We start from the raw sequence: 13,621 nt of genomic DNA, 5'->3' as shown, positions 1-13,621 counted from the left end.
GTAGGAGCTAGGCCGCTTCGACCACGGTGTCGGCTTCGGCCGCGCGGCGGCCGAGCAGCGCGGTGGCGCTGGCGAGGAGGCCGATCACGGCCACCGCGGTGACCAGGTACAGGCCGGGCCGGTACTGGGCGATCGAAGTGGCGGCGCCGCCGGAGATGAGGCCGGTGACGACCGCGAGGACGACCGCGCCGCCGATCTGGCCGGAGGTCTGGACCAGGCCGGAGGCCAGGCCCTGCTCGTCGTCCGAGATGCCCTCGGTGGCCTGGACCATGACCGACGAGAAGCCGATCGCGAAGCCGAGGCCCAGCAGCAGGAACGCGGGCAGGTAGTCGGTGAGGTAGTTCGGCTGGGCCGAGCCGCCGCGCAGGATGAACCACAGGTAGCCGAGGACGAACGCGGCCATGGAGGCGATGATCATCGACTTGGTGCCGTAGCGGTCGATGAACTTGCCGGCGATCGGCGACAGGATCGCGACGATGATCCCGGCGGGGGCCAGCGCCATCGCCATCTGGATCGGCTCCCACTGGAGCGTGTTCTGCAGGTACAGGGACACGATCGTCTGGAAGCTGATGTAGGAGCCGAAGATCGCGAGCGCGGCCAGGTTGGCGCGGACGATCGACTTGACCTTGAAGATGCTCAGGCGCACCAGCGGGTGGGCGACCTTGTTCTCGATGACGAAGAACGCGGCGAGGAGCACGGCCGCGGCGGCCGTCGTGGCGGTGACGAGCGGCGTGAAGCCGGTCTCGGGGACCGTGACGATGGTGTAGACCGCGGCGAGCATGCCGCCGGTGAGCGTGGCGGAGCCGAGGAAGTCGATGTGCCCCTTCTCGCGCTCGGCGTTCTTGGGGACCACGAAGAAGGCGGCCACGAGCACCGCGGCGACCACGACGACCGGCGCGAAGAACGTCAGGCGCCAGTCGACGCTGGTGAGCAGGCCGGAGGCGATGAGGCCGGAGGCGTACCCGGTGGCGCCGAAGACGGTGAAGATCGACAGGGCCTTGTTGCGGTCGTGGCCCTCCTTGAACGTGGTGGTGATGATCGAGAGCGCGGCCGGGGCGGTGAAGGCGGCGGCGACGCCCTTGACGATGCGGGAGGCGATGAGGAGGGCCTCGTTGTCGACCAGGCCGCCGACGAGGGAGGCGACGCCGAAGACCACGAGCGCGCTCAGGAAGACCTGGCGCCGGCCCAGCAGGTCGGCCATGCGTCCGCCCAGGAGGAGCAGGCCGCCGTAGCCGAGGATGTAGCCGTTGACGATCCACTGGAGCGAGGCGGTCTCGAGGCCGAGTTCGGCGCCGATCGAGGGGAGCGCGACGCCGACCATGGAGACGTCGAGGGCGTCGAGGAACATCGCGAGGCCCGCCACGAACAGCACGGCCCACAGCTTTGGTCCCCAGCGGCTCGGGGTGTGTGGAGTCGTATCGCCGGGGGTGGTGGGGAGGGTGGCCTGCGGTTTCGGTTCGGTGATCGTCATGCGGAGAAACTTACATGCACGTGCATTGGATGTCAACACATCAAATGCATGGACATTAAATGTCTTGACATGGTAATCTCCTGGTCATGGAGGCCGTAGTAGACGAAGACGTGTGCACCAAGTGGTCTGAAACACTCCGGGTGTACCACAACACCTCGTGCGAGCTGGAGAACTCGCTGCAGGACGGGCACGACCTGGGCCTGAGCGAGTTCGAGGTGCTCAAGATCCTGTCCCGCAGCTGCGGGAAGCACGGCGGGAAGGCGAAGATGAAGGAGCTGGAGGCCGAGATGTACCTCAGCCAGAGCGCCCTCTCCCGCACCGTCACGCGCCTGGAGAAGGCCGGCCTCGTCACCCGCGCGACCTGCGACTTCGACCGCCGGGCCATGTTCCTCCTCCTCACCCCCGCCGGGCAGGAGCGCTACGAGGCGGCCCAGCCGACCTACCGGGCCGTGCTCCGCCGCCACCTGGCGTGACCGGGTTACCGCTCACCGCGGCGGCTCCGCGGGAGCCGTTGCGGCGCTTGCGCACGCATGCCCTCTCGGACGGCATACCCCCTTGCGGCGTGACGGTCGGTAAGGTGAGGTGGAGAGCAGTCACAACCGATCCGGCATGGAGAGTGGATGTCATGACTCCCCCAGAGAACGACCGACCCGACGACGAGGACGGCGGCACCTTCAAGCTGAAGCCCGGCGCAGGCGCACCGACGCCGCCCGCGGCTCCGGCCCCCGAAGGGGACGAGTCCGGCCTCGACCGCACCATGAAGATCTCGCGCGCCGACGTTCAGCAGGGCACCCCGCCTCCCCCGCCCTCGCCGCTCGGCAACCCGACCGGCCCGGCCGACCCGCCGGGCGCGCCGTACGCCGAGACCACGGTCATGCCGCAGTCGGGGACCTCCCAGACCGGCTTCCAGCCCGCGGGCACGCCCCCGCCCCCGCAGCAGCAGCCGCTCGGGTCCGGGCAGTTCCAGCAGACCGGCCAGCAGCCGTACGGCCAGCCCGGCCAGCCCCAGCCCGGCGGCTACCCGCCGCCCCCGCCCCAGGCGGGCTTCCCGCAGCCGCAGGCCACCGGCCCCGCGGGCGCGGCCCCCGAGGGCATCAAGCGCATCGGCCTCATGGTGCTCATCGCCGCGGGCGTCGGCGTCCTGGGCAACCTCGTCCAGGTGTTCAGCTTCGGCGGGTTCTACGTGGGCTCGGCCGTGTTCGGCATCCTCATCTGCGGCGCGTTCGGCTGGTACGGCTGGGCCCTGCCGCAGGGCAAGATCACCTCCCCCGGCCTGCGCCTGACCGGCATCATCCTGGTCATGATCGGCGCCGGGTTCTCGATCCTGTCGCTGCTCACCTCGTTCGGCGCGTTCGCGCTGCTCGGCGGCCTCGCCGCGGTGCTGCTCCTCCAGAGCATCGTGCTCGCCGGGGCCCTGGGCTACGCGAGCTTCATCTACCTCAAGGACGACGCGGCCAAGGCGTACATCAAGGGCCCGCAGGCCGCGGCCCCCGGCGGCTACCCGCCGCCCGGGTACGGGCAGCAGCCCGGCGCCTACCAGCAGCAGCCCCCGCCCGGCTACGGCCCGCCGCAGGGCCAGCAGCCCGGCGGGTACCCGCCGCCCCCGCCCGGCTACCAGCAGCCGGGCCAGCAGCAGCCGCCGCAGCCGCCCTACGGCCAGTAGGACTTCCAACCCGCACCGGTCGCGACTAAGCTCACTTGCATGAACCGGCCGCGGCGCCGATCGCCACGAGCGACGCAGGCGCCGCGGCCTCCGTACGAGGAGGTACACCCATGTCTGCATCCGGCGCGCCCATCCGCGTGGTGGTGGCGAAGGTCGGGCTCGACGGCCACGACCGTGGAGCGAAGGTCGTGGCGCGCGCACTGCGCGACGCGGGCATGGAGGTCGTGTACACCGGCCTGCACAACTCCCCCGAGCAGGTCGTCGCCACCGCCCTCGCCGAGGACGCCGACGCGATCGGCCTGAGCATCCTCTCCGGCGCCCACATGACGCTGTTCCCGCGGGTGCTGAAACTCCTCGACGAGAACGACGCCCGCGACATCGTCGTATTCGGCGGCGGCATCATTCCCGACGGGGACGCCGCGCAGTTGCGCGAGGCCGGAGTGGCGCAGATATTCGGCCCCGGCGCCTCGACGCAGGTCATCGCCGAATGGGTCCGGGGCCATGTGCCCTCACCCGATCAGGGGCGTCCCGCGGCCGTCTGAACGGCCGCTGCCAGGGCGAACGCCCCCGGCAAAAAATTCTTCGAGGAGACCGTAACCGGGTCCCGCGGCCCTCGTTCTTATAAGTGTCGGACGCGGAAGCAACGCCGCGGAAGACGCATCAGCAGTCGGCCGAAAGGCCGCCGGACAATGACGCAGGCGCTTCACCGGGAGTTCACTTCCGCAAGCGAGGTGTTATTGAGCTGTGCCACAAGCTGCCGATGCCCTGTCGATTGAGGGGTGGCGATAGGGCATCGTGCCTAAGGGAATCAAGCCTTTGAGGGGTGGGCTTGGTTCCCGCTAAGGGGACCGGACGCCTGAGGGGTGCGTCCGGTCCCCGCCTCTGTTCCCGGGTCCGGTTCCCCGCCGCGCCCGCCCCGGATGCCGCACCCTCCGGGCGTCGTCGCAGCCGGGGGCGCTCCGATTCCGACACGCCCCGGCCGCGCGGGCCGCACTTCCGCCCCGCCGGACCGTGAATCGCCTGGAAGGGCCCGGCAAGCGGCGTCCCGAGCCTGACTCGTCACACCGGCCGCCCGCCCGCACCCGGGGCGCCTCGCCGCGCGTTACCCTGCGATAACGGGCACCTGTACCTGCTCCCCCGTCCGACCGGACCCGGTTCGCCGAGACCGCGGCCCGCACCGGGCCCGGGCGGGGAGGCCCAGGCCGTCCGGTCAAAGAAGACTAGCTAGTGGAGCGGACTCTACAGTGGATCTGTACGAATACCAGGGCCGCGCACTGTTCGCCCGGCACGGAGTGCCGGTTCTGGACGGCGGCGTCGCCACCACCACACAGGAGGCCGTGGAGCTCGCCGAGCGCCTCGGCGACCGGGTGGTCGTCAAAGCGCAGGTGAAGGTCGGCGGCCGCGGCAAGGCCGGCGGCGTCAAGCTGGCCGACACCGTCGACGAGGTGAGCACCCACGCCCAGAACATTCTCGGCATGGACATCAAGGGCCACACCGTCGAGAAGGTCATGCTCACGGTGACCGCCGACATCGACGAGGAGTACTACTTCTCGTACCTGCTGGACCGCGCGAACCGCACCTTCCTGTGCATCGCGTCGACCGCGGGCGGCATGGAGATCGAAGAGGTCGCCCACACCGCCCCCGAGAAGGTCGTGAAGCTCCCGATCGACGCCGGCGAAGGCGTCACCCCGGAGATCGCGAACGCCATCGTCACCCAGGCCGGCTTCCCCGAGGACCTCCGCGACCAGCTCGTGGACGTGTTCGTGAAGCTCTGGGGCGCCTTCGTCGCCGAGGACGCCACCCTCGTCGAGGTCAACCCGCTCGTGCGCACGCCCGAGGGCAAGGTCCTCGCGCTCGACGCGAAGGTCACCCTCGACGAGAACGCCGACTTCCGCCACCCCGAGAACGCCGAGTTCGAGGACAAGGCCGCGGTCGACCCGCTGGAGCAGCGCGCCAAGGACTCCGGCCTCAACTACGTGAAGCTCGACGGCTCCGTCGGCATCATCGGCAACGGCGCCGGCCTCGTCATGTCCACCCTCGACGTCGTGTCGTACGCCGGTGAGGGCCACGGCGGGGTCAAGCCCGCGAACTTCCTCGACATCGGCGGCGGCGCCTCCGCCGCCGTCATGGCGAACGGCCTCGAAGTGGTCCTGTCGGACCCGCAGGTCAAGGCCGTGTTCGTGAACATCTTCGGCGGGATCACCGCCTGCGACGAGGTCGCCCGCGGCATCCTCGGCGCGCTCCAGACGCTCGCCGACCGCGGCGAGGACGTCACCAAGCCGCTCGTCGCCCGCATCGACGGCAACAACGCGGAGGAGGGTCGCAAGATCCTCGCCGACGCGAACCACCCGCTCATCACCGTGGTCGAGACCATGGACGCCGCGGCCGACAAGGCCGCCGAGCTCGCGAACAAGGGGGCCTAGTCCAATGGCGATCTTCCTCAATGAGAACTCCAAGGTCATCGTCCAGGGCATGACCGGCTCCGAGGGCATGAAGCACACCCGCCGCATGCTCAAGGCCGGCACCGAGATCGTCGGCGGCGTGAACCCGCGCAAGGCCGGCACCAAGGTCGACGTCGACGGCGTGAGCCTCCCGGTGTTCGCCTCCGTGCAGGAGGCCATCGCCGAGACCGGCGCCAACGCGTCCGTCGTGTTCGTCCCCCCGGCGTTCTCCAAGGCCGCCGTGGTCGAGGCGATCGACGCCGAGATCGAGCTGGTCATCGTCATCACCGAGGGCATCCCGGTGCACGACTCGGTGACCTTCTGGAACTACGCCGAGTCCAAGGGCGGCAAGACCCGCATCGTGGGCCCGAACTGCCCCGGCATCGCCAGCCCCGGCAAGTCGAACGCGGGCATCACGCCCGCCGACATCACCGGGACCGGCCCGATCGGCCTCGTCTCCAAGTCGGGCACGCTGACCTACCAGCTCATGTACGAGCTGCGGGACATCGGCTTCTCGACCTCCGTCGGCATCGGCGGCGACCCGGTCATCGGGACCACCCACATCGACTGCCTGCGGGCGTTCGAGGAGGACCCGGAGACCAAGGCGATCGTCATGATCGGCGAGATCGGCGGCGACGCCGAGGAGCGGGCCGCGGAGTTCATCAAGAACAACGTGACCAAGCCGGTCGTCGGCTACATCGCGGGCTTCACCGCGCCCGAGGGCAAGACGATGGGCCACGCCGGCGCCATCATCTCGGGCTCGGCCGGCACCGCCGAGTCGAAGCAGGCCGCCCTCGAGGCCGCCGGCGTCAAGGTCGGAAAGACCCCGAGCGAGACCGCCCGCCTCATGCGCGAGGTCATCGAGAACCTCTAGGCAGCACACGAGAAGGGCCGGACGGCATCGCCGTCCGGCCCTTCGTCGTCTCCGGCGCTCGCGCACCCGGTGGTTACGATCGGGGCCATGCCCTCGACGCCCCCGCCTCCGCGACCGCCCGCGACGCCGTTCCCCGGGCCGCCGGGCGGGCCCGGCGCGGCCACGTTCGCGTGGGCGCTGCTGCCCCTGGTCGTGCCCGGAGCCGGTGCGCCCCTGGCGTTCGGCATCGCGGCCGGGCGGCGGCCCACGGCCGCGACCGTGGCGCCCGCGATCGCCTACACGGCCGTGTTCCTGGGGTTCTTCGCGCTCATCCTCCCGTTCGACGTGGGCGAGACCCCCGACTGGGCGCTGTGGAGCGCGTTCGTGCTCATGGTCGCCTCCACGTTCGGCGCCGCGGTGCACCTGCTCGCGGTCCGCCGGCACGTGTGGGCCCCGAGGAGCCCCGCGCCGGTCCCCAAGCCCGTCCCGGCCGGGGACTGGGTCGCCCCGGCCCTCGACCAGGCCGCGCGGCTGCGCGAGGACGCCCGGCGGCTCGCCGAAGGGGACCCGTCGCTCGCCAAGCGCAGCGGCGTCGGCCGCCCGGACCGGCCGCGGCGGCTCGACGACGGGGGCCTGGTCGACCTCAACCACGCGCCCGCCGCGGTCCTGTGCGAGCTGCCGGGGTTCAACGCGGCGCTCGCGGAGCAGGTCCGCGAGCGCGTGGAGCGCCTGGGCCCGTTCCAGAGCCTCGACGAGGTGATCGTGGAGGTCGGGGTCGCACCCGGGTTCGAGCGGCACCTGCGCGAGTACGCGGTGCTCCTGCCCTAGCGGGGGCTACGCCTCTTCGATCCAGTAGTTGTCGTGGCGGGCGAAGAACTCCTTGCGCTCTTCGTCCGTGAGGTCGCCGATGGTCAGCAGGCCCTCGAAGTACTCCTCGCGGGGCGCCCCCGGGTGGAACATGAGGAGCATCGAGGCGGGCTCGCCGGACTCGTTGCGGAAGCCGTGGACGCCGCCTTCGGGGACGTGCACGAAGTCGCCGGGCACGTGGTCGACCCACTTGGCGCCGTTGTAGATCCGGATCGTGCCGGTGAGGATGTAGAAGGACTCCGAGATGGTGCGGTGGAAGTGCGGGTCGGGGCCGGAGCGGGCGCCGCTCATGTTCCACTGGTAGAGGCCGAACTGGCCGTTCGTGGTGGCGCCGGTGGCGAGGTAGCCGGCGGTGCCGCCGTTGGGGTAGGCCAGGTCGGCCGGCGCGGTCGCGGGCCGGAACTGGGCGCTCATCTCGCCGTCGTCGCCGAAGTACCTCGGTTCGGGATAGGACATGTCGCTCGCTCTCTCTCGTGCGCCGCGGGTGGTACCGGTGAAGACGATCCGGGGCGCGTGAACTCATCGCTCCCGGCGCCGCCCCTCGGTGCGCGTTCCTCGGTGCGCTCCTCGGCGGCGGTGCCCGGGCCCGTGTCCGACGGTACCGGGCGGTCCGGCATATTGGTGGTGCACTAGCCGCGCGGCAAGGCGCGGCGCCGACCGAAGGGACCCTGATGGGCGAGCTGTCCGAGACCGTGCTGTTCACGAACACCGCCGTGCTGGACGCCGCCGCGGGGGCGGTCGCGCCGGGGCGGCGAGTGCTGGTGCGCGGCGGCGAGATCGCCGCGGTCGGCACCGACGTCGAGGCGGGGGACGCGAGGGTGGTCGACCTCGGCGGGAAGACCCTCATGCCCGGGCTCATCGACTGCCACGTGCACGTCAACGCCCACACCGCGGACCTGTCGGGCCTGGGCGACCAGTCGCCCGCGTACGTGGCGGTCAAGGCCGCGATCGAGCTGCGGGAGATGCTCGCGCGCGGGTTCACCACGGTGCGCGACCCCGGCGGGGCCGACTTCGGGATCCACGACGCGGTCGCGGAGGGGCTCATCGACGGGCCGCGGATCTTCTTCGGCGGCAAGGCGCTCTCGCAGACCGGCGGGCACGTCGACATGCGCCCGCGCGGGCGGTCGGTGCACGACGACCACCAGTGCTGCCCGGACCTCGGGCTCGTGTGCGACGGCGTGGACGGGGTGCGCCGGGCCGCCCGCGAGCAGCTGCGCACCGGCGCCCACCACGTGAAGATCATGCTGTCGGGCGGGGTGGCCTCGCCCACGGACCGGATCGACTCGACCCAGTTCTCGATCGAGGAGATCCGCGCGATCGTGGAGGAGGCCGAGGCCGCGAACCGGTACGTCGCCGGGCACGCGTACACGGCGCGGGCGATCAACCGGGGCCTGGCGGCGGGGGTGCGGTCGATCGAGCACGGCAACCTCCTCGACGAGTCCAGTGTGGAGCTGTTCCTGGAGCACGACGCGTTCCTGGTGCCGACCTTGGTCACGTACCGGCGCATGGCCGCAGAGGGCGCCGAGTACGGGCTCTCCCCCGCGAACCTGGCGAAGAACGAGATCGTCCTCGACGCGGGGCTGCGGGCGCTCGAACTCGCGCACCGCGCGGGCGTGAACCTCTGCTACGGCTCGGACCTCCTGGGCGGCATGCGCAGGCACCAGTTGGACGAGTTCGCGATCCGCGGCGCCGTGATCCCGGCGGCCGACGTGATCCGGTCGGCCACCGTGACCGCCGCGCGGCTGCTCGGCGAGGAAGCGCGGCTGGGGCAGGTCGCGCCGGGCTTCGCCGCGGACCTGCTCGTGGTCGACGGCGACCCGCTCGCCGACCTCGCGGTCCTCACCGACCCCGGGGCGCACCTGAGACTGGTCATGCAGGGCGGCAGCGTGAAACACGGCGCACTCGACTGACGCAGAAGGTCGACAACGCGGCGTCGAGCGCGTTCGAAGGGCCGACCGAGAACCCCCGACGAGGGCACCTGGTCCGGCAGCTCGCCCGGCACCAGTGGAAGTCCACTTGGGAGCGACGGCACCCGTACCGGGGCCGCCTCGGCATCCCGGCGCAGGTCGCCCAGGAGCGGAAGACCGAAGGCGCGGGCCGCGATCGCGGCCCGCGCCTTCGGTTCTCACTCGCTACAGGTCGAAGTGGCACGCCACCTTGTGCCCGCTCGCGGCCTCGCGCCACTCCGGCTCCACCTCGGCGCAGATGTCCTCCGCCCACGGGCAGCGGGTGCGGAAGCGGCAGCCCGAAGGCGGGTTCGCCGGGGACGGCAGGTCGCCCTTGAGGATGATGCGCTCGCGGGTGGCCTCCTTCTCCGGGTCCGGTTGCGGCACCGCGGAGAGCAGCGCCTTCGTGTACGGGTGGCGCGGGTGCTCGTAGATCGACTCGGAGTCGGCCTCCTCCACCAGCTTGCCCAGGTACATGACCCCGACCCGGTCCGACAGGTGCCGGACCACCGCGAGGTCGTGCGCGATCACCAGGTAGGTGAGCCCGAACTCGTCCTGGAGCTCGTCGAGCAGGTTCATCACCTGCGCCTGGATCGACACGTCGAGCGCGGAGACCGGCTCGTCGCACACGATCAGGTCCGGGCGCAGCATGAGCGCCCGCGCGATGCCCAGGCGCTGGCGCTGCCCGCCCGAGAACTCGTGCGGGAACCGCTCCAGCACCGACTTCGGCAGGCCCACCGCGTCGAGCGTCTCCACGGCCAGCTTGCGCCGCTCCGCCTTCGAGCCCACGCCGTGGACCTTCAGCGGCTCCGACAGCAGCATGTCCACGTTGTGGCGCGGGTTGAGCGAACCGAGCGGGTCCTGGAACACCATCTGCATGCGGGAGCGGAACTTCCGCAGCCGCTCCCCGCCCAGCGCCGTCACGTCGTCGCCGCCCAGGGTCACCCGGCCCGCCGTCGGCTCCTCCAGCCGCAGCACCGCCCGCCCGAAGGTGGTCTTGCCGCAACCGGACTCGCCCACGAGCCCGAAGGTGCCGCCCTGCGGCACCGACAGGCTCACGCCGTCGACGGCCCGCACGTGGCCCACGGTGCGCTCCACGACCACGCCGCGGCGGATCGGGAAGTGCACCTTCAGGTCCTCGACCTCCAGCAGGACCGGCCGCGCGGCCGGAGCCGCGGGCTCCTCGGCGCGCTGCGCCGGGACCTCCGCGTCCGCCACTTCGGGCTCTACCGCCGGTTCCCCTTGCGGGGCATGATCTTGCACCGCCTGGTCCTGCGGCGCCTGATCCTGCACCGCCTCGTCTCGCGGCTCAGTGCTCATGCGACCTCCTCGGCCAAGACGCAGCGGTGGGCGTGCGGCGACCCGACCAGCGCGGGCTCGCCCGAGACGCACGCCTCGGCGACGCGGTCGCAGCGGGGCGCGAACGCGCAGCCGTCCTTCCAGCGGATGACGTCGGCGATCGAACCGCGGATCGGCGTCAGCGGCTCGTGGATCGGCAGGTCCAGCTTGGGGATCGACCCCAGCAGCCCGATCGTGTAAGGGTGCGTGGGCCGCGCGAACAGCTCCCGCACCGGCGCCGACTCGACCACGCGCCCCGAGTAGAGCACGTTCACCTCGTCGCACATGCCCGCCACGACCCCCAGGTCGTGCGTGATCATGAGCAGCGCGGTGCCCTCGTGGTCGACCAGGTCCTTGAGCAGCTCCAGGATCTGCGCCTGGATCGTCACGTCGAGCGCGGTCGTCGGCTCGTCGGCGATCAGGAGCCGCGGCGCGCACGCGACCGCGATCGCGATGAGCACGCGCTGGCGCATGCCGCCCGAGAGCTGGTGCGGGTACTCCTTGAGGCGCCGGGTCGGGTCGGGGATGCCGACCCGGTCCAGGAGGTTCGCGGCCTCCTGGTTCGCCTTGGCGCCCTTGAGGCCCCGGTGGCGCTCCAGCACCTCGGTGATCTGCCGGCCGATCGGCACGACCGGGTTCAGGCTCGACAGCGGGTCCTGGAAGACCATGGCGAGGTCCCGGCCGCGGCGCCGGCGCATCGCGGCCGGCGCGAGCGTCAGGAGGTCGGTGCCGTCGAACACGGCCCGCCCGCTGACGTAGGCGCCGCCGCCCCTGCGGCGCCCGCCCCCCGCGGGGACCGCCTGCGGCGCGGCCGCGGTCGCCTTGACCGCGCCCGGCGCGGGCTCGGCGGCGGCGGCCTGGACCGGCTGGGGCGCCTTGGAGCGGCGCCCGCCGCGGCCCTTGGGCAGCAGGCCCATGACGGCGAGGCTGGTGACGGACTTGCCGCACCCGGACTCGCCGACCAGGCCGACGATCTTGCCCTCCTCCACCGAGAACGACACGCCGTCCACGGCGGTGGCCGCGCCGAACGCGACCCGCAGCTCCTCTACTTCGAGCAGTGCCACTACTCCTGCCTCCTCAGCCTCGGGTCGAGCGATTCGCGCATGGCCTCGCCGAGGAGGGTGAAGCCCAGGGCGGTCACGATGATGCCGACCGCCGGATAGATCGCGAGTTGCGGTGCGCCCGAGAGGAACCGCTGCGCATCCGCGAGCATGGTCCCCCACTCCGGGCTGCCCGGGTCGGGATTGCCCAGGCCCAGGTACGACAGGGCCGCGGCCTCGATGATCGCCGTGGCGAGCACCAGCGTGGCCTGCACGATGACCGGACCCAGCGAGTTCGGCAGGATGTGCGAGACCACGATCCGCCCCTTGGGGACACCGAGGGAGATCGCCGCGAGCACGTAGTCCGAATGGGCCTGCGCCAGCATCGAACCGCGCAGCAGCCGCGCGAAGATCGGGATCTGCGCGACCCCGACCGCGATCATCACCGTGCTCAGCGACGGCCCCAGCAGCGCCGCGACGCTCAGCGCCAGCAGCAGCATCGGGATCGCCAGCGCCACGTCCACCGTGCGCATGATGACGGCCTCGACCCGCTCGCCCCAGCGGCCCCCGAAGGTGCCCGAGGCGGCGGCCACGCCGCCGATCACCGCGCCCGCGAGGAACCCGATGAGCGTCGCCACGACACCGACCAGCAGCGTCTGGCGCGCTCCGACGATCATGCGCGAGAACATGTCCCGGCCCAGGTGGTCCAGGCCGAACCAGTTCTCGGCCCGCGGCCCCGGGAAGATGTTCCGGTTGAGGAACACCTCCTTGCCCCAGGTCTGCGCCGTCGGGTCGTACGGGGCGATGAGCGGCCCCAGGACCGCCACCACCACGAACAGGCCGACGATGACCCCGCCGGTGACCGCCATCGGCGAGCCCTTGAGCCGCCGGAACGACTGGCGCAGCAGCGAACCCGTCTGGGCCTCGCGCGCCGAGACGCTCGCCTCGATGAGGCGGTCGAGCTTTTCGATCCTGGCAGTCGTCATGACCGCACCCGCACTCTCGGGTCGAGGAGGCCGTAGGACAGGTCCACGAGCAGGTTGATGACCACGTAGAACACGGCGATCACCAGGATGAAGCCCATGAGCGCCGGATAGTCGCGCTCGGTCGTCGCCTGGTAGACGAACGAGCCGATGCCCCCGAACGAGAACACCGACTCCGTCAGGACCGCGCCCGCGAACAGGCTGCCCAGGAGCAGGCCGATGATCGTCGCGATCGGCAGCATCGCGTTCCGCATCACGTGCCGGCCGCGGACCACGGAGGGCTTGAGGCCCTTCGCGTCGGCGGTGCGCACGTAGTCCTCGCCGACCACGTCGAGGACGCTCGCGCGGGTGATCCGCACGATGACCGCGAGCGGGATCGAGGACAGCGCGATCGCGGGCAGCACCAGGTGCAGCACCGCGTCCCAGGCGATGTCGAACTCGCCGGTGATCACCCCGTCCAGCACCCGCAGGCCCGTGACCTCCGTGTACGTGGAGCCGGCCGACAGCCGGAAGGTCGTCGGCAGCCACCCCAGCTCCTGCGCGAACACCACTTTCAGCATGGCCGCGAGGAAGAAGATCGGGATGCACGTCCCCAGGAGCGAGCCCGAGACGGCCGAGAAGTCCAGCCACGACCCGCGGCGCTTCGCCGCGAGGTAGCCCAGCGGGATGCCCACGCCGACGGCGATGAGCATGGCCGCCAAGGACAGTTCGATGGTGGCGGGCAGCCGGTCGGCGAGCTCCGTGGCGATGGGCCGCCCGCTCGACAGCGAACTGCCGAAGTCGAGGCGGACGGCCCTGCCCACGAAGTCGCCGTACTGGACCCAGAGGGGCTCGTCGAGCCCCAGGGCGGCCCGCAGCGCCTCCCGCTGCTGGTCCGTGGCGTTCTCGGGGAGCAGCTGGTTCTCGGGTCCGCCCGGAAGGGCCTTGAACCACGCGAACAGCAGCAGAGTGAGTCCCAAGAGCGCGACGGCCAGCTGCAGGAGGCGCTTAACGGTGTAGCGCAGCATATGTGGCTGTAG

The 13,621-nt window shown here is 71.5% G+C and carries 13 protein-coding genes; 7 read left to right on the top strand and 6 right to left on the bottom strand.

Annotated features, from left to right (window positions below):
* Nucleotides 1–7: 7 nt before the first annotated feature.
* Complete coding sequence (locus BLS99_RS16365; RefSeq protein WP_091052080.1) at nucleotides 8–1,471, bottom strand: MFS transporter; 1,464 nt, start codon at nucleotides 1,469–1,471, stop codon at nucleotides 8–10.
* A gap of 86 nt (nucleotides 1,472–1,557) precedes the next feature.
* On the opposite strand from BLS99_RS16365, the gene BLS99_RS16360 reads away from it, so the two are divergent.
* From BLS99_RS16360 to BLS99_RS16335, 6 genes are all read left to right on the top strand, one after another.
* Nucleotides 1,558–1,944 carry a MarR family winged helix-turn-helix transcriptional regulator gene (locus BLS99_RS16360; RefSeq protein ID WP_091052077.1) on the top strand — a complete coding sequence of 129 codons (387 nt, stop codon included), beginning with the start codon at nucleotides 1,558–1,560 and terminating at the stop codon, nucleotides 1,942–1,944.
* A gap of 152 nt (nucleotides 1,945–2,096) precedes the next feature.
* Nucleotides 2,097–3,134 carry a hypothetical protein gene (locus BLS99_RS16355; protein ID WP_091052074.1) on the top strand — a complete coding sequence of 346 codons (1,038 nt, stop codon included), beginning with the start codon at nucleotides 2,097–2,099 and terminating at the stop codon, nucleotides 3,132–3,134.
* A gap of 110 nt (nucleotides 3,135–3,244) precedes the next feature.
* Nucleotides 3,245–3,676, top strand: coding sequence for a coenzyme B12-dependent isobutyryl CoA mutase small subunit (gene icmB, locus BLS99_RS16350; protein WP_091052071.1), 432 nt, complete (start codon nucleotides 3,245–3,247; stop codon nucleotides 3,674–3,676).
* A 702-nt stretch (nucleotides 3,677–4,378) separates the two neighbouring features.
* Entirely contained in the window at nucleotides 4,379–5,557 is a 1,179-nt protein-coding gene (gene sucC, locus BLS99_RS16345) for an ADP-forming succinate--CoA ligase subunit beta (RefSeq protein WP_091052068.1), read from the top strand.
* 4 nt (nucleotides 5,558–5,561) lie between these two features.
* Nucleotides 5,562–6,449: a succinate--CoA ligase subunit alpha gene (gene sucD, locus BLS99_RS16340; protein ID WP_091052065.1), complete on the top strand. Its 888-nt coding sequence runs from the start codon at nucleotides 5,562–5,564 to the stop codon at nucleotides 6,447–6,449.
* Between the two features lie 87 nt (nucleotides 6,450–6,536).
* Complete coding sequence (locus BLS99_RS16335; RefSeq protein ID WP_091052062.1) at nucleotides 6,537–7,256, top strand: ComEA family DNA-binding protein; 720 nt, start codon at nucleotides 6,537–6,539, stop codon at nucleotides 7,254–7,256.
* A gap of 6 nt (nucleotides 7,257–7,262) precedes the next feature.
* Here BLS99_RS16335 and BLS99_RS16330 read toward each other — a convergent pair whose 3' ends face one another.
* Nucleotides 7,263–7,751 carry a cupin domain-containing protein gene (locus tag BLS99_RS16330; RefSeq protein ID WP_091052059.1) on the bottom strand — a complete coding sequence of 163 codons (489 nt, stop codon included), beginning with the start codon at nucleotides 7,749–7,751 and terminating at the stop codon, nucleotides 7,263–7,265.
* Nucleotides 7,752–7,966: 215 nt separating this feature from the next.
* Here BLS99_RS16330 and BLS99_RS16325 point away from each other — a divergent pair, with 215 nt between their 5' ends.
* Nucleotides 7,967–9,205, top strand: coding sequence for a metal-dependent hydrolase family protein (locus BLS99_RS16325; RefSeq protein ID WP_091052057.1), 1,239 nt, complete (start codon nucleotides 7,967–7,969; stop codon nucleotides 9,203–9,205).
* Nucleotides 9,206–9,427: 222 nt separating this feature from the next.
* Here BLS99_RS16325 and BLS99_RS16320 read toward each other — a convergent pair whose 3' ends face one another.
* From BLS99_RS16320 to BLS99_RS16305, 4 genes are read right to left on the bottom strand one after another with little or no spacing between them, the layout of a single operon-like run.
* On the bottom strand, nucleotides 9,428–10,561 hold the full coding sequence (locus tag BLS99_RS16320; RefSeq protein WP_091052055.1) for an ABC transporter ATP-binding protein: 1,134 nt from the start codon (nucleotides 10,559–10,561) through the stop codon (nucleotides 9,428–9,430).
* Nucleotides 10,558–11,643 carry an ABC transporter ATP-binding protein gene (locus BLS99_RS16315; protein WP_091052052.1) on the bottom strand — a complete coding sequence of 362 codons (1,086 nt, stop codon included), beginning with the start codon at nucleotides 11,641–11,643 and terminating at the stop codon, nucleotides 10,558–10,560. The genes BLS99_RS16320 and BLS99_RS16315 overlap by 4 nt, the downstream gene beginning before the upstream one ends.
* Nucleotides 11,643–12,605, bottom strand: a complete 963-nt coding sequence (locus BLS99_RS16310; RefSeq protein ID WP_091052050.1) for an ABC transporter permease — start codon at nucleotides 12,603–12,605, stop codon at nucleotides 11,643–11,645. The genes BLS99_RS16315 and BLS99_RS16310 overlap by 1 nt, the downstream gene beginning before the upstream one ends.
* A complete protein-coding gene (locus BLS99_RS16305; protein ID WP_091052048.1) occupies nucleotides 12,602–13,609 on the bottom strand; it encodes an ABC transporter permease in 1,008 nt (335 codons plus the stop codon). The genes BLS99_RS16310 and BLS99_RS16305 overlap by 4 nt, the downstream gene beginning before the upstream one ends.
* Nucleotides 13,610–13,621 lie beyond the last annotated feature (12 nt).

Source organism: Glycomyces sambucus (assembly GCF_900102815.1).
GTDB lineage: Bacteria > Actinomycetota > Actinomycetes > Mycobacteriales > Micromonosporaceae > Glycomyces > Glycomyces sambucus.
The sequence above is the reverse complement of the archived record's forward strand: the minus strand, read 5'-3'. Positions and strand labels throughout refer to the sequence as shown.